This is a genomic window from Bacillus sp. B1-b2 (assembly GCF_009183415.1).
GTDB lineage: Bacteria > Bacillota > Bacilli > Bacillales > Cytobacillaceae > Niallia.
This window is the reverse complement of the sequence record NZ_WEHU01000008.1, coordinates 64,818-89,495: the sequence shown is the minus strand read 5'-3', so window position 1 is coordinate 89,495 and position 24,678 is coordinate 64,818. Positions and strand designations below refer to the sequence as shown.

General features: G+C 34.0%; 21 protein-coding genes and 1 other RNA gene. 19 read left to right on the top strand and 3 right to left on the bottom strand.

The window, feature by feature from the left end; all coding sequences use genetic code 11:
• Positions 1 to 77: 77 nt before the first annotated feature.
• From F9279_RS25155 to F9279_RS09720, 3 genes are all read left to right on the top strand, one after another.
• Positions 78 to 218, top strand: a complete 141-nt coding sequence (locus F9279_RS25155) for a hypothetical protein (RefSeq protein ID WP_193224528.1) — start codon at positions 78 to 80, stop codon at positions 216 to 218.
• 80 nt (positions 219 to 298) lie between these two features.
• Positions 299 to 562 carry a hypothetical protein gene (locus F9279_RS09725; RefSeq protein ID WP_152112448.1) on the top strand — a complete coding sequence of 88 codons (264 nt, stop codon included), beginning with the start codon at positions 299 to 301 and terminating at the stop codon, positions 560 to 562.
• A gap of 663 nt (positions 563 to 1,225) precedes the next feature.
• Positions 1,226 to 1,549, top strand: coding sequence for a hypothetical protein (locus F9279_RS09720; protein WP_152112447.1), 324 nt, complete (start codon positions 1,226 to 1,228; stop codon positions 1,547 to 1,549).
• A gap of 159 nt (positions 1,550 to 1,708) precedes the next feature.
• Here the strand turns inward: F9279_RS09720 and F9279_RS09715 are convergent, their stop codons facing one another.
• A complete protein-coding gene (locus tag F9279_RS09715; RefSeq protein ID WP_152112446.1) occupies positions 1,709 to 1,939 on the bottom strand; it encodes a spore coat protein in 231 nt (76 codons plus the stop codon).
• Positions 1,940 to 2,169: 230 nt separating this feature from the next.
• Here F9279_RS09715 and F9279_RS09710 point away from each other — a divergent pair, with 230 nt between their 5' ends.
• A complete protein-coding gene (locus F9279_RS09710; protein WP_152112654.1) occupies positions 2,170 to 3,054 on the top strand; it encodes a patatin-like phospholipase family protein in 885 nt (294 codons plus the stop codon).
• Positions 3,055 to 3,153: 99 nt separating this feature from the next.
• Here F9279_RS09710 and F9279_RS09705 read toward each other — a convergent pair whose 3' ends face one another.
• Positions 3,154 to 3,534: an SA1362 family protein gene (locus F9279_RS09705; protein WP_152112445.1), complete on the bottom strand. Its 381-nt coding sequence runs from the start codon at positions 3,532 to 3,534 to the stop codon at positions 3,154 to 3,156.
• A 128-nt stretch (positions 3,535 to 3,662) separates the two neighbouring features.
• Positions 3,663 to 4,604, bottom strand: coding sequence for a DUF1385 domain-containing protein (locus F9279_RS09700; protein WP_152112444.1), 942 nt, complete (start codon positions 4,602 to 4,604; stop codon positions 3,663 to 3,665).
• Between the two features lie 194 nt (positions 4,605 to 4,798).
• Here F9279_RS09700 and F9279_RS09695 point away from each other — a divergent pair, with 194 nt between their 5' ends.
• The 15 genes from F9279_RS09695 (at position 4,799) to F9279_RS09625 (ending at position 24,670) form a co-directional block, all read left to right on the top strand.
• Positions 4,799 to 5,335, top strand: a complete 537-nt coding sequence (locus F9279_RS09695) for a YqhR family membrane protein (RefSeq protein ID WP_152112443.1) — start codon at positions 4,799 to 4,801, stop codon at positions 5,333 to 5,335.
• Positions 5,336 to 5,488: 153 nt separating this feature from the next.
• Positions 5,489 to 6,550 (top strand): M24 family metallopeptidase, encoded by a 1,062-nt coding sequence (locus F9279_RS09690; RefSeq protein WP_152112442.1) that lies wholly within the window; start codon positions 5,489 to 5,491, stop codon positions 6,548 to 6,550.
• 12 nt (positions 6,551 to 6,562) lie between these two features.
• The gene (gene efp / locus F9279_RS09685) at positions 6,563 to 7,120 is read left to right on the top strand and encodes an elongation factor P (protein ID WP_152112441.1); all 558 of its coding nucleotides are present in this window, start codon (positions 6,563 to 6,565) and stop codon (positions 7,118 to 7,120) included.
• A gap of 67 nt (positions 7,121 to 7,187) precedes the next feature.
• Positions 7,188 to 7,377, top strand: a non-coding RNA gene (gene ssrS / locus F9279_RS09680) — 6S RNA.
• A gap of 178 nt (positions 7,378 to 7,555) precedes the next feature.
• Entirely contained in the window at positions 7,556 to 9,559 is a 2,004-nt protein-coding gene (locus F9279_RS09675; protein ID WP_152112440.1) for a beta-galactosidase, read from the top strand.
• A 144-nt stretch (positions 9,560 to 9,703) separates the two neighbouring features.
• Positions 9,704 to 12,388, top strand: coding sequence for a beta-glucosidase (locus F9279_RS09670; RefSeq protein ID WP_152112439.1), 2,685 nt, complete (start codon positions 9,704 to 9,706; stop codon positions 12,386 to 12,388).
• Positions 12,388 to 14,607, top strand: coding sequence for a glycosyl hydrolase family 95 catalytic domain-containing protein (locus F9279_RS09665; protein ID WP_152112438.1), 2,220 nt, complete (start codon positions 12,388 to 12,390; stop codon positions 14,605 to 14,607). The genes F9279_RS09670 and F9279_RS09665 overlap by 1 nt, the downstream gene beginning before the upstream one ends.
• A 118-nt stretch (positions 14,608 to 14,725) precedes the next feature.
• A complete protein-coding gene (locus tag F9279_RS09660; protein ID WP_193224527.1) occupies positions 14,726 to 16,492 on the top strand; it encodes a sensor histidine kinase in 1,767 nt (588 codons plus the stop codon).
• Between the two features lie 15 nt (positions 16,493 to 16,507).
• The gene (locus F9279_RS09655; RefSeq protein WP_152112436.1) at positions 16,508 to 17,953 is read left to right on the top strand and encodes a response regulator transcription factor; all 1,446 of its coding nucleotides are present in this window, start codon (positions 16,508 to 16,510) and stop codon (positions 17,951 to 17,953) included.
• Between the two features lie 10 nt (positions 17,954 to 17,963).
• Entirely contained in the window at positions 17,964 to 18,617 is a 654-nt protein-coding gene (locus tag F9279_RS26230) for a DUF624 domain-containing protein (RefSeq protein WP_152112435.1), read from the top strand.
• On the top strand, positions 18,614 to 19,903 hold the full coding sequence (locus F9279_RS09645) for a hypothetical protein (protein WP_152112434.1): 1,290 nt from the start codon (positions 18,614 to 18,616) through the stop codon (positions 19,901 to 19,903). Before F9279_RS26230 ends, F9279_RS09645 begins: the two co-directional genes overlap by 4 nt.
• A gap of 214 nt (positions 19,904 to 20,117) precedes the next feature.
• Positions 20,118 to 21,074, top strand: a complete 957-nt coding sequence (locus F9279_RS09640) for an ABC transporter permease (RefSeq protein ID WP_152112433.1) — start codon at positions 20,118 to 20,120, stop codon at positions 21,072 to 21,074.
• A gap of 10 nt (positions 21,075 to 21,084) precedes the next feature.
• On the top strand, positions 21,085 to 21,999 hold the full coding sequence (locus F9279_RS09635; protein WP_152112432.1) for a carbohydrate ABC transporter permease: 915 nt from the start codon (positions 21,085 to 21,087) through the stop codon (positions 21,997 to 21,999).
• A gap of 35 nt (positions 22,000 to 22,034) precedes the next feature.
• Entirely contained in the window at positions 22,035 to 23,684 is a 1,650-nt protein-coding gene (locus F9279_RS09630) for an ABC transporter substrate-binding protein (protein ID WP_152112431.1), read from the top strand.
• 98 nt (positions 23,685 to 23,782) lie between these two features.
• A complete protein-coding gene (locus F9279_RS09625; protein WP_226793387.1) occupies positions 23,783 to 24,670 on the top strand; it encodes an ROK family protein in 888 nt (295 codons plus the stop codon).
• Positions 24,671 to 24,678 lie beyond the last annotated feature (8 nt).

Genomic DNA, 24,678 nt, shown 5'->3' with positions numbered 1-24,678 from the left:
CGTATGTAAATCCTGTCTTCATTAAATTTGAATAAAGTGATTAGTAATTATTAATGAATAATAGGTGGATGTGTATTATGCTTAGAGTGTTTATAGCTCTAGGCTATTTATTTTTATTTGGAAGTTCATATTTAGAGCTTATCTGGAAAAATCCTGTTATACCTGTGTGTATTTTCGTTATTAGAGAAACAGGTTGTTTTGCAAATGACAACGAGTAATTGAATATTAGTAATGAAATATGGTACAAGTTGATTTCTTATCCATATATTATACTAATGAACAATTAGGAGGATAAGTAATGCTATCAGGATGTAATCAGGATAATTCTAAAAAAGAGAAAAATTGCACATGCAAGCGAGCACATAAAGGTAAACGCAGAACTCAAAATATGCATGAGAGTTTAAAACAATGTCCTTGCAAAAAATGCAATAAAGAAGATACATGTAATATAGAGGTTAATGGAGGAAATCAGGATCAATTCCTTTATCAAAAGCATGGAGATCAAGGGGGTCAGTCACAAGGGGATCAGATACAAGATCAAACGATAGGCGATCAAGCATAAACGATAGGTGACACGACCCAATCCCAATCAACTGGAGATACAGAACAGAATCAAACCATTGGTGACTCAGAACAAAATCAATATGTAGAAGGAACAACCCAAACGCAAGGAGACCAAGAACTCTCGTTTAATCAGACACAAGGTACTGTTAATATAGATACAGGTGAGCAAAATCAAAATGTTAATGCGGGAAATCAATCGCAAGAAGTAAGCTATGGAACACAGACAGCTTCTGGGCCAACGGCAAGTGCTACTTATGGAGATCAGACATTAGGGGATCAAAATGTTGAAGGTCATAGAAATACGTCTCCATTAAATAATAATCAAACAATTGACACAGATGTTAGTGGAGTCAATGTATATGTTACAACTACTACAAACTGTGGCTGCAGTAATAAAGAGCTTAAAAAAGAAAAGCAAGGTGGTTGTGATTCCTGCTGCCAAGATTCACTTTGCCAATTATTAAGAGAGATTGCAAGTGTACAATCATTAGAGTCAAGTGTAGGAATAGAAATATACCCAGGTTTTCAAACTTCCAGCTCATTAAGCAATCAACTAATCATCAATATCGATTCTTTTTGTCAAGGTGCCACTTTTGTTGATGCAGCTGAGCCAACAAGTTCAGAAAGAACTACTATTAGTTTAGGAAATATAAGTGGAATTATGGTAGATGATTCTAATGAATCTGTTTTCCAACTTATTCAGCAGTTTGCTGTTTCTTGTAATCTGCCAACGCATAATAATAATTGCACATGTGGAAGAGAAAAAAGTGATTGTCAAAACAGTTCACTTGCTAGTGATTTAGCTAGTGCAGGAAGATTTGGTATACCTGTATCTCTTTTCGTGGAAGGACAAGTTGAGCCATTAGATCCTTTAAGTGTTCTAAATGTTTGTGATTGCTTAGTCATTTTAACAGATGATGTAAGTAATCCATCCTTCTTTTACGTTTTCACCACTTGTTCTATAAATGGATTTGTGACGGAATAAGTGTAAGATCAGTTCTTTTGCTAAAAATCATGACAATAAAGAATCCTTAGTTAAAAGAAATAATGATACACAGATAACATTTTCTTTAAAATGTCACCAGTTTGGGATGCTTCTTTGCTAATAAGAAGCATCCTTTTCTATTAAATCTAATAAAACTAATTAATAATAATATCCAAATGGTGGGAATCCATATCCATAAGGAGGATAACCATATCCACCATAGCCTCCATATAATGCTGGTCCAAGTAATGCTCCAGTTGCAAGTCCTCCAACTAATCCTAAACCAAGCCCTAATCCACCAAAACCAAAACCAACTCTTCCAAAGCCAGGCCGTCCAAAGCCAGGGCGAATTCTTCTTAGATCTTGTGTGTAGAAATTTTGATTATACATTATGTTCCCTCCCCTAAAACTTGAATCAACATAGTGTATGTGTATATACCTATTTTGACTGATGAAAACGTCTAGCTTACTGGAGACTATTACACAAAAAAATCATATTTAACTTGTCCCTTGTACTATTTTGTGCCGTTCACGATTAAATTGAAATATAGGATGAAGGCATAAGGATGTTGAAATACATTACAAGGTACACTTGCTTTGTTATAAGGGAGTGAAAAATGGTGTATATTGATGGAGTCTTTTCTGGTGGAGGAATTAAAGGTTTAGCATTAGTAGGTGCATTTGAGGTGATTGAACAACGTGGTTTCCAATTTTCAAGATTGGCAGGAACAAGTGCAGGATCTATTGTAGCGGCCCTCATTGCTGCAAAATACACTAGTGAGGAAATCGCAAAACTTCTTGAAGAGCTAGATCTACAAACCTTTATGGATGAAAGAAGGCTATTAATACCCTTTCCATTAGCTAAATGGTTTTTCTTATATTGGAAATTGGGTTTGTATAAAGGGGAAGAGCTAGAAAAGTGGATAGAAGATAAATTAGCTAGAAAAGGAATAAAGACTTTTTCAGATTTACCACATCAAAGCTTAAGATTTGTTGCTTCAGATATTACAAACGGTGCATTGCTTATCTTACCTGATGATTTGCCCAAATATGGATTGAATCCTCATACCTTTTCTGTAGCAAAAGCAATAAGAATGAGCTGTAGTCTACCTTATTTTTTTGAGCCTGTATCTATTGGGAGCAAACAGAATAAAAGCTTGATAGTGGATGGAGGAGTGTTAAGTAACTTTCCAATGTGGCTATTTGATCAAGAGAATGTGCTAAAAACGAGACCTGTGTTAGGAATAAAATTAAGCCATAATTTGAAAGATCACCCAAAGCATCAAATTCATAATGCCATAGATTTATTTGGTGCCATGTTTGAGACCATGAAAGATGCCCATGATTCTAGATATATCTCTCGAAAGCATGAAAAAAACATTATATTTGTACCAACTGAAGGAGTTTTAGCTACAGAATTTACCTTAACAAAAGAAGATCAAGAAAAATTAATTCAATTAGGAAGGGACTATGCTGATAAATTTTTTAGAGGGTGGTCTTATTAATGATTTGTATAGAAGTAACTGAAGTTTTTAAAAGCAGATTATTAGAATAAAAGGGATGAATCAAAAAAGTATAGTGATCGACAGTAAGAATCGAGCTTCTTAAAAGGAAGCTCGATTCTTCTTTTTCCCTTTCTTGCCGTCGATTACAGTTAAATTCGCTGTGCTTCTGCTTTTTTGATGCTTATGGGCTTTTAAGGAAGATACTCTATTAGAACTAGAAGGTTTAGCTGGAGATTTCTCTCTTGTTTGTAATCTTTTTTTCGATTGCTTAGCAGCTTTGAGAAACGCCTTTTGCTCTTTCTTCTGAGGATTCGATTTGTTTAGACTCTGGAATACAAGCCATATGAGGACTCCAATACCGAGAAGCATCACGATATTCAAAAAGAACCCAGAGGGATTGCTTATTAAACTTGTAATGAGTCCGACCCCAGCAAGTAGAAGAATCGTAAGAAATAGTATAGAAGAAAATCGGTTTTTCAAAAAAAGCCACCTCCCTAAAAGCATGATGAGCAATTTTAATAACTTTTAAACTTATATGATGAAAAGTTTATTCAAATAAATGAAAATGGTTCACAAAAATGAATGTTCAGATAATAATTAACTGTTTTTTATAATATCCCTGTTTGCAATTGTGCTTCTGTTTCTTCTTCCCGTCTTTTAAGCTCTTGGAAAGAAAGAATAGCTACTTCGACTTGTTCATCCTTTGGTTCTTTCGTTGTTAATAATTGTAACCAAAGTCCAGGAACTCCAAGGTATCGTAATACAGGAACATCACGTAACTTATTAGTAAACTGTAATACTTCAAATGAAATCCCAATTACAAAAGGAATCAATGCAATTCTTACTAATATTCTATCCACTAAATTGTCTGTTTGGAAGAATAAATATAGAAATAAACCGACTATAACGGTAAATAGCATAAAGCTAGATCCACAGCGATAATGTAATCTGGAAGCTGCCTGTACGTTTTCTACTGTTAACTCTTTTCCACTTTCATAGGCGTTAATTACTTTATGCTCAGCACCATGATATTGAAAAACTCTTTTTATAAGAGGAGTTAAAGATACAAAGTAAATATAACCTAGTAATAAAATTAACTTAAAGAAGCTCTCTAATAAAACTTGGGCAACATGACCAGAGATAATGGGCTGGAGCATGGCGGCAAGAAAAGTTGGAACAAGTGTAAAGATGAATTTTCCAAAAATAAAGGAAAGAATTCCTATAGCAGCTACACCTAAAATCATGGTTAATTTAGAAGGTTCCTGTTCTTCTAATTTATAATCTTCAGAAGGGTCTACATCATAACGATCTGTAGAAAAGTTGAGATGCTTTGTTCCATTTCCACTAGATTCAATGATAGCAACTAGGCCTCTTAAAAATGGGATTTTCTTTAATTTTGAAAGCTTTTCATTTTTTGTTCTTGGGAGGTGAAAATAATCGATACTTTGATCTTTTCGTCTAATCGCCGTTACATAATGGTGTTTTCCTCCAAACATAACACCTTCCACAACAGCTTGGCCTCCATATAATGGTTTTTGCTCACTGGACATGAATAGTTACACCAACCTCAGGTTAAATTAGGTGGAAACAGGTACAAATATGGTCATACTAGCTATCCCCTATCTCTATATTACTAAAAATAGAATAAAACCACTAGTCTCACTTCACATTGTTAATGAATTGAAAAAAATAATGTAAGGGAATAATTGTCTTCGGACATACTAATTTTTGGAGGTGTATGTAAATGAGCAATGTAACAAAACAAACACATAGTGAAAAAGAAAAACCGATGTCATTTATTGCATTAGTCATTTGGACAGGTATGGTTGGTGGAATTTTTTGGTCTTCAATGGGGTATGTAGCTTATGTTTTTAACTTTCTTGAGTTTAGTCCACGAATTATATTAGAACCATGGGCAATTGGAAATTGGAAGAATAGTTGGTTAGGGACTGTTATAAGTATTGTTGCAATTGGTTTTATTTCTACTATTGTAGCATTTGCTTATTATGTGACTTTAAGAAAGTTCAAAACTATCTATATAGGAATGGGGGTTGGTATTGCTTTATTTCTTTGTGTCTATGTTATCTTAAACCCCCTTTTTCCAGGAATGGCTCCTTTTCTTGAATTAAAACGAGATACCATCATTACATCAGCTTGTTTATACGTGTTATATGGTGTTTTTGTAGGATATACTATTTCTTATGAAGAAAGTGAAGTTCAATTGCAAAAATTAAAAGCAAGTAAAGGACACGGTGGCAAAACGTCAGAAAATGAGGGTTAATAGGAAAAAACTTTCCTCTTAAGAGTGATAGTAAATATAAAACAATCCCATGAATTTTATGTTAGAATAATATACATGATTATTTTTTATTAATTTAAATTTTTTACATTATTTAATTGTTAATGATGTATTTTTTTAGAGGGAGTGATTTTAATGGAGAAATTTAAAAAAATAAGAGAAACATTAATTAGTTTGAATGTAGATGGAATAGTAATTACAAGCACTTATAATAGACGCTATGTAAGTAATTTTACGGGTTCCTCAGGTTCTGTGCTTATTACAGGGGAAAAGGCATTATTTATAACAGATTTTCGTTATGTAGAACAAGCAACCACGGAATGTGAAGGTTTTGAAATAGTACAACATACAGGTCCAATACTTCAGGAAGTTTCTCAACAAGCTGAGAAATACGGAGTGAAGAAGCTTGCTTTTGAACAAGATTATACGACATTTACGGAGTATAAAAACTTAGAGGATGTCTTTCATGGAGAATTAGTGCCTGTTTCAGGGATAATTGAAAAGTTACGCTTGATAAAGACTAATGAAGAGATTAAGATATTAAAGGAAGCTGCTAAGATAGCGGATGCTGCGTTTACTCACATCCTTGATTTTATTAAGGTTGGAAAAACGGAATTAGAAGTTTCGAATGAATTAGAGTTTTTTATGAGAAAACAAGGCGCAACTTCATCATCCTTTGACACGATTGTAGCATCAGGGAAAAGATCAGCATTGCCTCATGGTGTTGCAACGAACAAAATTATTGAAGCTGGTGATTTCATCACTTTAGATTATGGTGCATACTATAATGGTTATGTTTCTGATATTACTAGAACAATAGCAGTTGGTAACCCAGATGATAAATTAAAAGAGATTTATGACATCGTATTAAAGGCACAGCTTAGAGGCATGGATGGGATTAAACCAGGTATAACTGGCGTTCAGGCAGATGCTTTAACTCGTGATTACATAAAAGAAAAAGGGTATGGAGATTATTTTGGACATACAACAGGTCATGGAATAGGATTAGAAGTGCATGAAGGTCCAGCTCTATCCTTTAGAAACGATTCTCCCTTAGAGCCTGGTATGGTTGTAACGGTAGAACCAGGTATCTATATTCCAGGTGTTGGTGGAGTGCGTATTGAAGATGATACTTTAATAACAAATGATCATAATGAAGCTTTAACCCATTCAACAAAAGAATTGATTATTTTATAGGAGGATTACTGCATGATTTCAGTAAATGATTTTAAAACAGGTTTAACAATAGAGGTAGATAACGGGATCTGGCGAGTTCTAGATTTCCAACACGTTAAACCAGGAAAAGGTGCAGCTTTCGTTCGTTCAAAGTTAAAGAACCTACGTACTGGCGCTGTACAAGAAAAAACGTTCAGAGCTGGTGAAAAAGTAGGGAAAGCACAAATCGATAACCGCAAAATGCAATATTTATATGCAAGCGGAGATCAGCATGTATTCATGGATGTAGAATCATATGATCAAATTGAATTAGCTGCATCAACTATTGAATATGAATTAAAATTCTTAAAAGAAAATATGGAAGTTCATATCATGATGTATCAAACAGAAACACTTGGTGTAGAATTACCTAACACAGTAGAATTAGAAGTTGCAGAAACAGAACCTGGAATTAAAGGTGATACAGCTTCAGGCGGTACAAAACCAGCAACGATGGAAACTGGCGTTACTGTTCAAGTTCCATTCTTCGTTAACCAAGGGGATCGTTTAATCATTAACACTTCTGAAGCTAGTTATGTTTCTCGTGCTTAATTAATGGTTTAAAATTAACGGTTATTACCATTTGCTTTCATTGTACAAATGAGGTATGATAATAACATAAACGCTGCGTTGTACGTTATCGTATGAAGTTTCAACCTTTATCGTTAATTAGGGAGTTCTATATTAAGGAAGGATCAGCAGGCTTAAATGATTTCATTTAAGACATATGATGAGAGCCTTTGCGAACACCCACCTGGTGGAGCAGGTTTTGAAACTCCATACACCTAAGCGGCAAATGCGGCACAAAAAGAAGGTAACCATTGGTTGCCTTCTTTTTTATTGTATTGAAATATTTTCATAAGAACATTCCTTCAAAGAGAACCACTAATTTTTCATGTTTTATATCTAATAATTACAGGTTTTTTTTAATAAATAATTGATATGATTAAAATATGTAAGCGTAATCATTTGAATGGAGGGTTACTGGTGACTGTTAATTTTAATAAAATGCTTTTTGGTGGAGATTACAATCCAGAACAATGGCCAGAAGAAATTTGGGTGGAAGATATGCGCATTTTTAAGGTAGCTGATATTAATTCAGTCACCATCAATGTTTTTTCATGGGCTCAATTACAGCCTTCTGAAACAGAATATGATTTTTCAACATTAGATAGAATAATGGAAATGCTAAGAAAACATCAATATCATATTGTATTAGCAACTTCAACAGCAGCTTTACCAGCCTGGATGAGTCATCGCTATCCAGATGTTAATCGAACAGATTTTGAAGGAAGAAAGCACAAATTTGGCCATAGGCATAATCATTGTCCGAATAGTCCAACCTTTAAGAAGTTTGCCCCCCTTTTAGCAGAGAAACTTTCCGAAAGATACGGGCATTTTAGTGAAATCGTTTGTTGGCATATATCAAACGAATATGGGGGGGAATGTTACTGTGACAACTGTGAAAAAGCATTTAGAGTATGGCTGAAAGATAAATATAAATCAATTGATGAAGTAAACAAGGCGTGGAATATGACTTTCTGGAGCCATAAGATATATGACTGGGAAGAAATAGTGGTTCCGAATGCATTAGGGGATGGATTTGGAAACGACAAGACTGCCTTTGCAGGAATTTCATTAGACTATAAAAGGTTTAATTCAGATTCCTTATTGCAAAATTATATTGATGAAAAACTGGCTATAAGAAAATTTGATAAAGAAACACCTATAACAACAAATCTTATGGGTGCATACAAACCTTTGGATTATTTTAAGTGGGCTAAAGAAATGGACATTGTTTCATGGGATAGTTATCCAAGCTATAATACGCCAGTAAGTTTTACTGCCATGATGCATGATTTAATGAGAGGTTTGAAAAATGGTGATCCATTTATGCTTATGGAACAGACACCTAGTCAGCAAAATTGGCAGCCTTATAATTCTTTAAAAAGGCCGGGACAGATGAGAAATATGAGTTATCAAGCCGTTGCCCATGGAGCAGATACAGTACAATTCTTTCAATTGCGCAGATCTGTTGGTGCATGTGAGAAGTTTCATGGAGCAGTCATTGATCATGTTGGAACAGAATATACAAGAGTTTTTCGAGAAATTGAAGAGCTTGGTAAGGAGTTAAATAACCTCGGAGAACAATTAATTGGTGCACGCACACCAGCAAAGGTTGGTATTATTTTTGATTGGCCAAATTATTGGGGACTGGAATATACGAGTGGACCAACCATTGAACTGAAATATGTTGATCAAATTCATCACTACTATCAAGAATTATATCGCCGTCAAATAGATATAGACATCGTTTCCATTAACAGTTCATTTGCTACATATGATGTACTTATAGCCCCTTGTCTATATATGATTACAGAAGAACAAGCAGCGGCCATTAAATTATATGTAGAAAATGGAGGTCGCTTTGTAACAACTATGATGAGTGGTTTAGTTGGTGAAAGCGACAATGTACATTTAGGCGGTTATCCTGGCCCACTTAGAGAAATTGTGGGTGTATGGGTGGAGGAGTTTGATGCTTTACCTCCTGAAAAAATCTATCATGTACATTTTACAAATGGGGAAACAAGCTCGTGCAGAATGCTTTGTGATATTATTCATCCAGAAGGGGCGGAAGTTGTGGCAACATATGGTGAAGGAGAATTTTATCAACATACACCAGCAGTGACTAAACACCATCTAGGTAAGGGTCAAGCATTTTATGTTGGCACCATGCTGGGGAATAATGGGATGGAACTCTTGCTAAATCAAGTATTAGAAGGATTGGAAATTACACAATATGATTTGCCAGATGGAGTGGAAACGAAGGTACGTGAAAAAAACGGAAACAAGTATCGGTTTATTATAAATCATCAAAACAAATCTGTTGAAGTTTCCCTACCTTTTCATGGAACAGATATTCTTACCAGCATGAAAGTGGGAGGGGTAACTATTTTAGAGCCGTTTGATGTAAAAATAATCACAGAATAGGAACCGACAATTAACGATACTTAGTAAAGACGAAAGTGGGGATAACTCCCCACTTACAAACATGTTAGATAGAAAGCTGAAAAGATTGGACCTTAAACTATATACCGATTTTATTGAACTTTAAATAATAAGGGGGACTTATGGGTGTCGCATAATGCATTAGTAGAATCTTTAGTTGGACTACTTACACTAGAAGAGAAAATAGGATTGCTGTCAACTAGCCAATCAAGTGTTCCTCGATTAAATATTAATGAATATCATATTGGTGGAGAAGCTGCACATGGAGTAGTAGATCGAAAAGGTGGAAATACTACAGGATTTCCTTTACCCCTTGGGCTCGCTCAAACATGGAATCCTGAATTGTTAAAAAGTGTAGGAAAAGTAATAGGGACAGAAGCTCGAATAAAGTATTTAGAATCTGGAAAGAAATCCTGGTTGACGTTATGGGCTCCAACAATCGATATGGAAAGAGATCCTAGGTGGGGAAGAAATGAGGAAGCGTACGGTGAGGATGCTTATTTAACTGGCAAACTAAGTGTTGGCTTAATTGAAGGAATGCAAGGGCATCACGAAGAATATCTTCTCATGGCTGCAGCCCCAAAACATTTTTTCGGCAATAATAATGAGGTCGGAAGAGAATCAACTTCAAACTTTATCCCATTAAGAAGCCAAGAAGAGTATTATTTAAAAGCATTTGAACCGTCTATCACAATAGCAAATGCACAGTCATTGATGACTGCTTATAACGGAGTTAATGGAATCCCTTGCATGCAGTCCCCAGAAATATTAACAACAGTAAAAGGCAAATGGGGGATGGATGGATTTATTGTTAGTGATGGAGGGGCACTTACATTAAATGTTGATGAGTATCAATACTATAATACATATGAAGAGGCCTTAGCCGATTCTCTGAAAAGTGGAATAGATTGTTTCGTGGATAATAAGGAGTTAGTAGAATCTGCAGCTTTTAAAGCGATAGAAAAGCAGTTAATTACAGAAGATGATATAAATCAGGCAGTTAGAAATATATTGAAAGTGCGTGCTCGACTCGGTCATTTTACGGAATCTTGTCCATATGACCAAGTAGACAAGAATTTGCTAGCAGGGAAAGAGCATGCAGAAATAGCTAGACTTGCTACTCTTGAGCAAGTAGTTTTATTAAAAAATGAAAATAACTTTCTTCCTTTGGATAAAAATACAAAGCTAGCCATAAGCGGACCACTTGGTAATGTTTTTTTAAGAGACTGGTACGGCGGTTATCCCACAAAAGAAAAAACAATTGCAGAAAGTATGATAAAAACACTAGGGGAAGAACTAGTAACTTTCCATTCTAGTCATGATTCAATTAAGATTCATGTCAGTGGAAAAGAAGTAGGGATTTCTATGGATGGAAATCTTGTGCTAGAGAAAAAAGGAGACTTTACGCTAGAAGACTGGGGATATAATCAATTTGTTATTAAGGATAATAGTACAGAGCAGTATCTTGCTCTAAATGATGAAACCAAATCATTCAAGCTGCATAAAAAGGAAGTATTTGATTGGTTTATAAAAGAACTCTGGATAAAAGGTGAAGAAAAATGGTATTCTTGGAATAACAAACCAATTGGTAGGCTGGAAAATAGTATTGGAATCTCTAATAATCAGCAATCCATCCAATTTATTACACAAGAAAATGGGATTTCGGAAGCAGTTCGCTTAGCCCAAAATGCTAGTGTTAACCTTGTTGTTTTAGGTAATCATCCTATGATTAATGGGAAAGAAACACAGGATAGACCAGGATTAAGTTTACCACAGAAACAAGAGGAACTTTTGAAAGCGGTTTATAAAGTTAATCCTAATGTTGTGCTACTTGTGGTTGGAAGTTATCCTTTTGATCTGACATGGGCACAAAAGCATATTCCAGCAATCTTGTTTACTACCCATGGATCCCAAGAATTAGGAGATGTAATGAGTGATATTCTATTTGGAGAATGTGCACCAACTGGAAAACTTGCACAAACATGGTTTATGAATGAGAAAGCTTTGCCGCCTATCACAAACTATGATTATATTAAGTATCCAAGAACATATCACTATTTTGATAAAGAGGTTTTATATCCATTTGGATATGGTTTAACTTATGGTGAACTAGCGATAACAAACTGTGTATTAGAAAACGAAGAATTATCAAAGAATACTCCTCTTTCCTTAAGAGTAGTGCTTAAGAATAATTCTAATAAAGAGATTACAGATACCGTCCAAGTCTACGGGCAATTAGAAGCGGAAGAACCTATTAAATTACCAAAAAAATTAATAGGATTTCAAAAATTAAACCTTCATCCTGGTGAGGAAAAGACAGTACATTTTTATCTATCCGCAAAAGAGTTTGAATTCTATGATGTAGGAGTAGAGAAATTTAGATTGCCAGAAGGGTCAGGAAGGATCTGGGTTAATTTTTCGTCCATCGAAGGTAAATGGACCAGTATTTTTAAAGTGAATGGATCTCAGAGTGAGGGACGTATGGTTTCCAACCAGTTAAATTTACATGCATTTAATGATTATGAGAAGGCATACAGCACTGTTACTAATGAAAAAGAAAGCTGTGTAGAACTATCCCCATTCGGTAAATTGATATACAAGAAGGTAGAATTTAGGGAAAAGGAGTACATACTCCATTATCATACAGAAGAGGATGGTGAGTTAATTATCAATAATGGTAATAGTAAGATAACCTACTCTGCTAAAGAAAGAAAAATCCTCATTCCCATGAACAAAGGAAAGCAAGAAGACTTTATTCTCGAATCTACTTCGAAAATTCAGTTAATCACTTTAAAGAAGGGTGATATTTAATGACAAAATTAATTAATTGTCAGGTTGCTAATCGTTGGGAAGATGGTCTATTGATAGGAAATGGAGGGTTGGGTATGGTGCTATATGGAGCACCAGATGCAACCTATTTGGATTTATCCAAGCAAGATCTCTTTTTAAAGAGTAATAATATGCATAATCTACCTTACTTAGCTCCACATATAGAAAAACTCCGCAACATCATAGATATAGAAGGCTATACGAAAGGTATCCACTATTTTTATGAGAAAGCAAAAGAGTTAGGATATGAGGGTTTAACAATGAGCGACCCTTTTATTCCTGCTGCAAGATTTCTGTTAGAGATAAAGAACGATTCAGTTGAAAACTACCAACGTATGACTGATTTTAATAGAGGAACTATACGAATAACCTACGAATCTTCTATAGGAGGAAAGGTAGAGCAAGTTTTATTTGCTTCCAAAAATAATGATTGTATTTATGGGAAAATGGAAAGTGAGCATCCGATATCAGGTCGAATTTCTCCAGTCATATGGGGGGAAATTGATTTTGTTCAGCAACTATTGAACTCGTCTGAGGGACAGTTAAAATGGGAAAATAGATATCAGGATCATTCAGGGTATGATGTGGTTTTATCTATGCATAGTTGTACAGGAAGTATTATTGCTAGTAAAGAGCATCTAGTTTTTGAAGATGCTACTGAAATTTACTTTACCATTCAATATGTGGAAAAGGATGAAGAAATTTTAGAAATAGATTCATATGAAAAGGCATTAAAAAACCATGTGGAATGGTTCCAAGATAAATATAACTCTGTACAACTATTGCTAACAGATGAAGAGGAAACGATATACCTAGAAGAAGTACTTTCAGAAATGAGAGCGCTTAACAGAGTGACACCTGAATTTATACAAATCTTTTATCAGGCCTCCAGGTATATTATTCAATCAATGGCGCAAGGAATTCCAACATTGCAGGGAATATGGTCAGGAACATTACAGCCAGCATGGAGCGGGGATTATACCTTTGATACAAATGTACAATTAGCCATTTCATCTCTTGCAAGTAGTGGTTATTTTCCAGAATATCTAAGCTTTTTTGAACGCATAAAGGAGTATTTTCCAGATTTTAGAGAAAATGCAAAGTCCTATTATGGATGCAATGGATTTTTAGTCCCAGCGCATGCAAGCACGACGGCAAAACATGTTCATTGGAATGAAGAGTGGCCATTAATTTTTTGGATTTCAGGAGCAGGTTGGATTGCACATTTTTATCATGAATATTGGCATTATACAAAGAACGAAAAATTCTTAAAAGAAGAGTGTGTCCCATTTTATAAAGAAGTACTTTCCTTCTATTTAGATTATGGCCAACAGAGAGAAGGCAAAATCCTCTTATCTCCAAGCTATTCCGCTGAAAATGGCATGGGAGATAACACAACAATGGATATTGCGATTATGAAAAGTGTGCTAAAACACTATTTTGATGCAAAGCATTACTTAGATGAGGATGTGGAAGAGGAATTTACAGAACTGTATGGACAAATCCCTGAGTATCGTTTACTAGATGATGGAGGAATAGCTGAATGGTTAGATGAAAGAACGGTAGAAAATGATAATCATCGTCATTTTTCTAATTTATATCCATTATTTCAAACAAAAGAAATTAATAAAAGCACACCAGAATTATGGAAAGCCGCAGAAATCGCCTTCGAAAAACGAATGGATTCTTGGTTAAATAACTTAGAAGGAGATACAACTTCTTCCCATGGAAGAATGCATGCAGCTATGTGTGCCATAAGCTTAGAACAGGTAAACAAGGTAACACAATCCTTAGAAGCACTTATTTTGGAAAATGCGTTTATGGATTCTTTGGCAACTGCCCATTACAGTGGGAAAGAAGTATTTAATGTCGACGCAAATGGGTCTCTGCCAAAGGTAATTCATGATTGCTTAGTATACTCTGAATACGATGAATCCATAACCATTCTAAAAACAGTTCCTTATTTTTTAAATAAAGGTAGACTGAGAGGGATATATTTACCGAATCGGCTTTACTTGCATTCATTGGAATGGGATGTAGATAAAGGTTTTGCTAATGTAATCTTAGTTAAGCAAGAACCTCTTGTCCCAGTTATAAATCTGGGAGTTCATTATGCATTAATAGAAGAGGCATCATATGAAATAAAACAGCTAGACAATCAAAGGTGGCAGTATTATGTGTCCTTTTCTTTTACAAAATAGTATTTGGTAGTTTCATAGATGGTTAATGGGAGCGGGAAGAAGGTTTACCTGTAAGTTAAGTTAGGTATTTCCTCCCCTTTTTTTAAATAAAGCGTCTAGTGAAGAGGCGATGAAAAAGATGAAGAATAGATTTATTCCTATTAAAAAACGATTAATGTTGATGTTCTTAAGTGTAGTTATTCCTGTTTTTATAGTAGGAATATATTTAACGATTAACATTAGACAAGACATGATTGAATCTAGAGAACGAGATATACTGGTCGAAACAGAAAGAGTCAGAAAAGGATTGGAGGGCAATTTTACCTCTATTATTCAAATATCAGATTGGATTTATCAGGATCCTGGATTGGCCAAACTAGTTCAAAAAAAATATAGCAATCCTAAGGAAATGATAGAAGGATATAATGAATTTACTTTATTTGATTACTTTCTTAACTATCATAGAAATCTTGCAAATATCCGTTTTTTTATTGACAATACATCATTTATGACAAATTCTAATTTTGTTGTTACTGATGACCAAATAAGGCAAACTGATTGGTATGAAGATGCAGTTATGGGTAAAGGAAAAATTTCTTGGAGAAATATAATAGATCCTGTAACTGGAAAAACATTTTTGGCACTTATCAGAAGTGTATATGATATAGAAAATCAATTTTTAGGTGTCTTAGCCATATATGTAGACAATTTGTCGCTCATGGATATTTTAAATTCGGCTACTATTGACAATGTCCTATTATTAGACAATGAAATGACTAGTTTCCAATATGCCACTCATACACCCAAACCTTATTTAACGAAGGAATTACAAAAGAAAATGCAAAGTTCGCAAATGAATGTTGGCGAAACTTATTATATAGAGATGAAAGAAACAAAACCATTTATCTTCTTTGGCCAGCTGCTAGAGTTACCAAAGTCTATTACTAATCACTTTCAAGTGGTTACCGTGATGAATAATGAAGAGTTATTAAATGAAGTAAATCAAATTATGATAAAAAGTTATACCATAATTGGCATCGTTATGTTGTTAGTGTTGTTTGTCATTAAAAGGTATACCAATTCAATGGATAGAAGAATATTACAATTAAAGGATTCCATGCAAAGCGTTGCCAGCGGTGATTTTGACATACCGATTACAATTGATGGAAATGATGAATTAAGAGATATCTATAATCAGCTTTATACAACAATGGAAAGCTTGCGGGAGTTATTACATAAAAACTACCAACATCAACTCCAAGAAAAAAATTGGCAACTTCAGCAAAAGGAATCGGAATTCAAGTTATTAGCAAGCCAAATAAATCCGCATTTCCTCTATAATACGTTAGAAATGATTCGGATGAGAGCATTAAAAAATAAGGATAAGGAAGTATCTGAAAGTGTAAAAATCCTGAGCAAATTATTAAGACGTTCCCTTGAAAATAACCAACAAAGATACGTGAAATTGAGTGAAGAAATTGATTTCTTACTTCTATATTTGCGAATTCAGAAGCTGCGTTTTGGTAGTAGAATAAGATATGAAATAACCTCAGAAGTGAATACAGCACAATACAATATCCTTCCTCTTATCTTGCAGCCAATTGTCGAAAACGCATTTGTCCATGGTATTGAAGAAAAAGCGGAGAGTGGACAAATCCTTATTAATATCGTGGAGGTGGGAGAGGATATTCATATTTTAATCCAAGATGATGGAAAAGGGATATCTAAAGAAAACTTACTTGAAATACAAAATATATTAACTAAAGAAGAAATAGGAAATCGAATCGGTATAAATAATGTTAATCAAAGAATAAAAAGAATGTACGGAGATCAATTCGGATTAAGTATAAAAAGTACAGAAGGAAAAGGAACAACTGTAAGGGTTAGAATTCCATCAACAAAATAAAGGGGGGCATAAACAATGAAAAAAGTATTAATTGTCGATGACGAGCCAATAATTAGAGAAGGTCTTCCTCATATTATTGATTGGCAGTATTATGGATTTGAAATTGTCGGTGCTGCTCAAAATGGGATAGAAGGAATAAAACTAATTCAAGAATATCAACCCGATCTAGTGATTACAGATATACGCATGCCTGAAATGGACGGGTTAGAGATGATACATACTGCGAAACAAAGGGGAGTTTCCTTTTACTCTATTATACTATCAGGATATTCAGAGTTTTCTTATGCCCAAAAAGCCATTCGTTTAGGAACAGTCTCTTATTTACTAAAACCGATAGATGAAGATGAATTAACAGATATATTGCAGAGGATTAGTAAAATAGAACAAAATAGGAAACCGGATTTTGCTCCTTCCGAAGAATTAAAAAAGAATATATTTGAAGGAATACAGATAAGTTTATCTCATGAATATAAATTAGCAAATCTAGTTTGTTTTTCTAAACAATCAACAGCTGAGGAATTTCAGACTTGGGTGAAGGGGATAAAAGATGTACTTTGTTATCTTTTAATTCATGATGATTATACGTATGTTTTAGTGTTAACCGTTGACGAAATTGATTTAGATGCAGTAGTCGAAAAGTTAATTATATTAGCTCAAGAAAAGAAGGAAGTTATCTTCGAATCTTCATGGCTGAATAAAAGTCATCCACTAAATCAACTTTACAAGGAGATAAGACTATTAAAAGAAATGACTTTCACCTATTCGAATCTAAGTGTTATATCAAAGGAGAGAATTAAATTTTTACAGATTCAATCCTTATATACAGGAAATATAACAGAAAAATTATTAACTACAGTATTGAATGATGGAGATCTTTCTGATTCATTTATTAAATATAAAGAAAACTTCATCTATAAACCAATGAATGAAAATGAAATAAAATGGGCAGTTATAAATGATTTTCATATCGTAGTAGGTAAAGTTATAGAGGCAATTCAACCTTTAAAAAGAGAACGTTTTCAAGAATTGGTACGGATTGTTCAAGATTGTATTGCTGGAAGTGAAAATTTGGAAGAGCTATTGTGTGATATAAGGATAAAATACTCCTTGTTACAAGAAGCAATAAATGAAAGTTTGAATAGAATTAATACGATTCAAGAAATAGAACTATATACGAAAAAGCATTATAAAGAGGATTTAAACCTTAAAATTATTTCGGAATATTTCAATTATAATAATGCTTATATTGGTAAGAAATTCAAAAAAGAAACTAGGATAAGCTACTCTCAATATTTAGATGAAATACGTATGGGAAAAGCGAAGCAGCTTATAAAAGATTCGAAGTTAATGATCTATGAAATAGCAGAAAGAACAGGGTATACAAATTTGGATTATTTTTACAAAAAATTCAAACGGTTTTATGGTATGTCTCCAAATGAATATAGAAAATTAAAGGGGTAAGGTGAAAGAGATGAACAGTAAGAATATATATAGTATCTTAAATTACATTTCAAATTTTTTTCTGTTAAATCTATGTTTTCTATTAAGCAATCTTTTATTTTTTGGTGCCTTATTACTTTTCCCCTTTTCTTTAGAAAATATTTTGCTTTTTTATATAAGTCTACTTCCTATGGGAGCAAGTCTGACTGCGCTATTCTCCACTAATGGGCGTTTATTAAGAGAGGGTGGAATCACACCTGTTAGAGACTATTTTTTGGACTACAGGACAAATTTTAAAACTAGTTTTTTTTACTGGTTCATACAGCTGACTATCTCTTTAATATTGTTTGTTGATTTCTTTTATATGTTAGAACGAAATAATACTTTAATAGCCATAGTTATTGGCCTTCTCTTGGCCTTGGTTATTATGATATCTAGTATAAGTTTATGTGTATTAAGCAGATTTGAAAGTAACGTGAAAACTCTGTTAAAGGTAGGTCCTTTTACAATTCTTCGCTTTCCAGGGAAAGTATTCTTGCATTTATCTACCTTAATTATACTGGTCGTTCTGTTTTACTATCTTACTGCTTTTTCCTTTTTGATTGCTTTTAGTCTATTTGGTTACATTGTTATGTATTATACTAATCCGGTATTAAATCAACTAGAGAAGGAGCTAATAAAATGAACAGAATAAAAAAAAACTCTCTCATTTATTTGTTCATTTTGGTTGTGCTCTTGTTAAGTAGTTGTAAGGACGGAACCCAACAAACCACTTCTGTAAATAATAATAAAGTTAACTTCCAAAATATAGAGCAGGCAAGTACAATTCAAGTAAAACAGAATAGTAGTAACATAGAGATAACGAAAGAAGATAACACTTGGAAGCTAGTGAATACTGATATACAAGATGATATGCCAAATCAATTTGTAGCAGCACTTTCTAGCATAAAAGGAGATAAAGTAAAAATAGATGATGACCTAGATTTATTTTTAGAAGTGACAGCTGATCAGACTGAATTAAAGCTATATACGAAGGAAAATGAATTCTACTTGGTAGAGCAAGATCAGACCTACCATGTAAAGAATGTTCCGAATCTAGTAAAATACTACTCACCAATCATATTTTCAGAAGATAAGGTATTTCCAATTGAAGTAGATGATATTATACAAGTATCCTTCGATGGAGAACAAGGTGACTATACTCTAAATCAACAATCTTCCAGTTCTTCAGTTGAAAAGGCTCCTTTTATTAGTGGTTGGTACCTTCATGACTATTATGAACAAGAATATTCGGTGGAATACAATAAAATGGAAGAAATATTAAATACTCTTGCTCACTTAAAAGTATTAAAACAGGCACAAGATATTAACCAAAATGAGCTAACAAAGTGGGCTGACATTTCTGTTAAAGATGAGGTAAAGGAATATACATTACAGTTATTAAAGGATGGAAAAAATCAATATTTTGCAACTATTAATAATGAAGAAAGCTTGCTCTCTATTTCAAGAGGACAAGTAGAAAACTTACTTAATAAGCCATTAACCATAATAGATAAATTTGTGTGCTTAATAATGGCAGATGCTTTAGATGAGTGGACGGTAAAAGGAGAAGAGGAATTCAAGATAACAGCTTCCCATCAACTAAATAGAACATCAGATAAAATTATCTCTAACTTTCAATTGAATAATAGAAATATAGAGGAAGATGAGTTTAGAAAGATGTATCAATATGTTGCAGCGCTATCTGCTGAAGAGGAATATATAGGAGAAGCATTAGAGCCAGATCCCTATTTAGAAATGACATATAGATTTACTTCTGATGGAAAAGAGCATAGTAGAACACTTGAATATTACACATTAAAAGAGAATGAAAGAAAAGTAGCAATAAAAGAGAATGGAAATATCGATTTTATAATGAAAAAGGATCAACTAACAGAGATGCAATATCAGTTAGAAGCTGTAAATAAATAAGAAGAACTATCCATATTGTATAAAAAAGTGCTCATATACTTAATTATGGGCACTTTCCTTTAGGTATACAAAAAGTTGTGAAAATAATATTTAAAACGCTTACAAAAACACTATTTTTTACTACTTCCTACACTAAGAATTACTATTACTAATGAAAGCGCAATCAAATATAATTTATTTATAAGCAGTTAGTTTAGTTTAGGGAGTGGGGATTATGGAGATAGCACCTGTTGTTAATCAAGAAAAGAAACCCCAAAAAGAGAAGAAGATAACATGGAAAAAGCTGAAAGAACAAAAAGTACTCATTTTTATGGCACTTCCTCTAGTAATTTGGCTGATCATTTTTTGTTATGTTCCTCTTTTTGGATGGATCATGGCTTTTCAAGATTACAAACCTGCACTGGGAGTTATAGAGTCTCCCTGGGTTGGACTTAAGCATTTTAAAGCATTGTTTGAGGATGAATTGTTTTACCGTGCACTTATCAATACTTTAGGGATGGGAGGATTGGGAATAGTTTTTGGAACTATTAGTTCCATTGCGTTTGCTTTATTGCTAAATGAATTAAGATTTACTAGGTTCAAGAAATTTACTCAAACCGTATCCTATCTTCCACACTTTGTATCTTGGGTAATCGTGGCTAATATTGTAACCACTATGCTTTCAACAAATGGAGTAGTAAATGAACTATTAATCTCTCTCCACATCATAGATTCACCTATTCAATTTATGAGTGATCCAGACAAGTTTTGGTATATCGTTACATTCTCTGACGTTTGGAAAGAAATGGGATGGAATGCAATTATATACCTTGCTGCAATGGTTAGTATTGATAGAGAGATGTATGAAGCTGCTTGGGTTGATGGTGCAAGTCGCTTTAAACAAATGATCCATATTACACTTTCATCCATAAAGCCAATCATTTTAATTTTGCTTATTATGAGTATTGGCAACTTAATAAATATTGGGTTTGAGAAACAGATGTTGTTAGGGAATAATATCGTAGCTGATAAAGCCTTAGTATTAGATAAATATGCTCTAGATTATGGTATTGGGATGTTTAGATATTCATATGGTACTGCAATTGGAATTTTTAAATCAGTGGTAAGTATAATCTTAATCTTTGTATTTAATAATATCGCCAAAAAATCAGGAAATGGCGGTCTCATGTAAGGAGGGTATTATGGCAAAATTATTACGAAGAAAAAATCGCTTGAACAGGCCAACTGGATTTGATTTGTTGATTGCAGTCATTATGATTGTTGTCATTATCGCAACCCTATATCCATTTTTAAATGTGTTAGCTATCTCATTAAATGACTCAGTTGATACAGCAAAAGGTGGATTGCATATTTTACCAAGGGAATTTACTTTTGCTAACTATATTGAAATTTTTAGTAATAATGATCAATTGCTTTTAGCATTTACGAACTCTGTTTTAAGAACGGTAGTAGGTACAGTTGCAGGAGTTTTATGTACCTGTGTGATGGCTTATGTTATTAGCCGAAAAGATTTCATTTTTAGAAAGCATATCACGACATTACTTATCATTACCATGTATGTCAGTGGTGGGCTAATTCCTGGATATATCTTAATTCGCAATTTAGGATTGATTAACAGCTTTGCAGTATACATTATTCCCGCACTGCTTAGTGCCTTTAATGTGATTGTTATTAGATCCTTTATTGATAGTTTACCAGATGCATTAGAAGAATCAGCGAAAATAGATGGTGCCAATGATTTTGTTATTTTCTACAAGATTATTATGCCGCTATGTATTCCAGCCATTGCGACAATTGCACTTTTTATAGCGGTTGGCCAGTGGAATAGCTGGTTTGATACTTATTTATATGCAAGGGGGAATGTTAACTTAACAACGCTTCAATATGAATTAATTAAGATATTAGATAATGCTAGTGCACAATCAGCTGGAAATGTAAGTAATGCCGCTATGGAGCAGTTAAATGCAGGAAAGACCACTCCAGAATCAATAAAAATGGCGATTACCATTATTGCAACGGTACCAATTTTGCTTGTATATCCTTTCCTGCAAAAGTATTTCGTCTCTGGATTAACACTAGGAGCAGTAAAAAATTAAGTTGATAGAAAGAGTGTATATTAGGAGGGACTTATATGAAGAGGAAGAGAAAAATGATTTTGGCAAGTGTGCTTACTACAGGTATGCTGCTTTCAGCCTGTAATAATGATGTAAATACAGATGAAAATAGTGGCGAAGATGTTACAACATTGACTTTCTTTAGTGCAGATCTAACGAAGGATGATAAATTTGACAATCCAGTTGCAAAGGAAATTACAAAGAAAACAGGAGTGAAACTAGAAATCTCTCATCCTGTTGGAGGGGATATACAAGCCATTCCATTGATGATTGCTAGTGGTGACTATCCTGATCTAATTTTTGGTAAAGGAGATATCAATAAATTAATTGATGCTGGAGCGGTTATACCGTTAGATGATTTAATAGAAGAAAAGGGTGAAAATTTGAAAGCGCTTTACAAAGATGAACTAGTGCGCTTGAAAAATAATACAGAGGATCCCCAGATATATCATGTTGGTACTGGTGGAATGACGAATACAGTTTTAAATCCAAGCGGAACATTTAAAACTCAATTGGAAGCATTGAAAGAATTAGGTTATCCAGAAATAAAAACACTAGAGGAATTTGAGAATGCATTAAAAGCATATAAAGAAAAGTATCCTCAAATCAATGGACAAGATACTATCGGTCTTTCTCTATTAGGCAGTGATTGGAGATGGTTAATAACAGTTGGAAACCCATCTGGTTATGCTTCAGGCTACCAAGATGATGGACAATGGCTAGTAGATGAGGAATCTGGAGAGACGAGATATAAATTCCAAGATGAAAAAGTAAAAGAGTACTTCAAATGGCTTAACCATATGTATGATGAAGGATTAGTAGATCCAGAGAGCTTCACGCAAAAATATGATACGTACATTGCCAAAATATCATCTGGCCGTGTTATTGGATTAGCAGACCAAAATTGGGATATAAATGATGGGGTTGCTGCACTTAAGGCAGATGGACAGTCATGGAGAACATATGCACCACTTGCCGTAACACTAGAAGAAGGTATCTTACAGCCAGATACGAAAGATTATGGGTATACTGGTTCAACGGGTGTTTCTATTTCTTCCACAAGTGAACATCAGGAAAAAGCTTTCGAATTCTTAGATTGGATGGCATCTGAGGAAGCACAAATTTTAGTGAATTGGGGCATTGAAGGGGAAAATTATGAAATCAAGGATGGAAAACGTGTTGCCACAGACATACAAGAGTCTCAAACAGACCCTAATTATACCCTTAAAACAGGTGTAGGAAACTATATCTATCCATTCCCACAATGGGGTACAGGTGCAGTAGACTCTACTGGTCAACCAATTTCCCGTTCTGATACGAAGGAATTAGCAATGTCTAATTACACAGAGGAAGAAAAAGAAGTCATTAGTAGTTATGGTCATGAAGTATGGGCAGATTTCTTCCCATCTCCAAAAGAATTAGGTAGTACTAAACATGGTCGTGCCTTTGAAATTGCCATACCAGCAAGCAGTGATTTAACGGTTATCCAACAAAAAGCGGATGATTACACGACTCAAGCTATTACAGATATTATTATATCGGATCCAAGTGAATTTGAAAAAAAATGGTCAGATATGCAAGAAGAATTAAATAAATTAGGGATTGAAGAAGCAAGTTCTGATATGACTGATTTAATCAAAGATCGTATGGAGTTATGGGGTAATTAAGGAAGATATTAGAGGGGATGTATATAAGATGAAAAACAATATAGAATTATCTGTTTTACATCTTATTGATTCATCCTCTTTATAGAGGTGAATGGATATTGGCTATCATAAGCTTTGATGTTGGTGGAACATTTGTAAAATATGGTCTGTTTGATCAATCTAACATAGTAAAGAAAGGAAAATATAAAACGGAAAGAAATGATAAAGAAATTTTCCTTTCTGGTTTGGTTAGCAGAATAGAGGAACTAGACGAAGTAATGCCTATTTCAGGTATAGGATTGAGTTTTCCAGGCTTTATTGATACAGATAATGGAGTTCCTATATTAGCTGGGGCAATTACTTCTATTAATGGCATATCTATAGTTGATGAATTAAAGAGACGAATTTCGCTTGACTGTCCAATTTATATTGATAATGACGCGAATTGTGCAGCATTAGCAGAGAAATATGATGGTGCAGCAGTAGAAAACCATGATTTTATTCTAATTACGCTTGGTACAGGAGTAGGCGGGGCGATATATCATTATAATCAGACGATAAAAGGTCACTCTTATCGAGCAGGTGAATTAGGGATGATGCTTATAGATTATGGAAGATCTCCTAATAAAACACTTCACGAATTAGCATCAACTAGTGCACTAATTAATCTTTACAAAGAAAAAAATAAGCTTTCTCCTGAGGATGAAATATCTGGAGAGGAAATATTTGCAAAAACAAATGATCCTAAGGTAAATGAAGTAATTAGAGAATGGAGTAAATATGTTGGTATTACAATCTTTAATTCTGTAGTGCTTCTAAATCCTGAGAAAGTTCTTATAGGTGGTGGGGTCAGTCAGAACTCAACCTTAATTTCCTACATAAAGGAAGCATTAAGCACTATACCTCATTGGAAAGATTTCATGGTACCTATAGAAACATGCAAGCATCACAATGATTCAGGCTTATGGGGTGCTTATTATCTTGTAGAACAACAACAATTAAAGTAAGGGAGTGT

Coding starts and splice junctions, on each gene's coding strand:
- F9279_RS25155 (WP_193224528.1), top strand. CDS start 78: ATGCTTAGAGTGTTTATAGCTCTAGGCTATTTATTTTTATTTGGAAGT.
- F9279_RS09725 (WP_152112448.1), top strand. CDS start 299: ATGCTATCAGGATGTAATCAGGATAATTCTAAAAAAGAGAAAAATTGC.
- F9279_RS09720 (WP_152112447.1), top strand. CDS start 1,226: ATGGTAGATGATTCTAATGAATCTGTTTTCCAACTTATTCAGCAGTTT.
- F9279_RS09715 (WP_152112446.1), bottom strand. CDS start 1,939: ATGTATAATCAAAATTTCTACACACAAGATCTAAGAAGAATTCGCCCT.
- F9279_RS09700 (WP_152112444.1), bottom strand. CDS start 4,604: ATGTCCAGTGAGCAAAAACCATTATATGGAGGCCAAGCTGTTGTGGAA.
- F9279_RS09695 (WP_152112443.1), top strand. CDS start 4,799: ATGAGCAATGTAACAAAACAAACACATAGTGAAAAAGAAAAACCGATG.
- F9279_RS09690 (WP_152112442.1), top strand. CDS start 5,489: ATGGAGAAATTTAAAAAAATAAGAGAAACATTAATTAGTTTGAATGTA.
- efp (WP_152112441.1), top strand. CDS start 6,563: ATGATTTCAGTAAATGATTTTAAAACAGGTTTAACAATAGAGGTAGAT.
- F9279_RS09665 (WP_152112438.1), top strand. CDS start 12,388: ATGACAAAATTAATTAATTGTCAGGTTGCTAATCGTTGGGAAGATGGT.
- F9279_RS09660 (WP_193224527.1), top strand. CDS start 14,726: ATGAAGAATAGATTTATTCCTATTAAAAAACGATTAATGTTGATGTTC.
- F9279_RS09655 (WP_152112436.1), top strand. CDS start 16,508: ATGAAAAAAGTATTAATTGTCGATGACGAGCCAATAATTAGAGAAGGT.
- F9279_RS26230 (WP_152112435.1), top strand. CDS start 17,964: ATGAACAGTAAGAATATATATAGTATCTTAAATTACATTTCAAATTTT.
- F9279_RS09645 (WP_152112434.1), top strand. CDS start 18,614: ATGAACAGAATAAAAAAAAACTCTCTCATTTATTTGTTCATTTTGGTT.
- F9279_RS09640 (WP_152112433.1), top strand. CDS start 20,118: ATGGAGATAGCACCTGTTGTTAATCAAGAAAAGAAACCCCAAAAAGAG.
- F9279_RS09635 (WP_152112432.1), top strand. CDS start 21,085: ATGGCAAAATTATTACGAAGAAAAAATCGCTTGAACAGGCCAACTGGA.
- F9279_RS09630 (WP_152112431.1), top strand. CDS start 22,035: ATGAAGAGGAAGAGAAAAATGATTTTGGCAAGTGTGCTTACTACAGGT.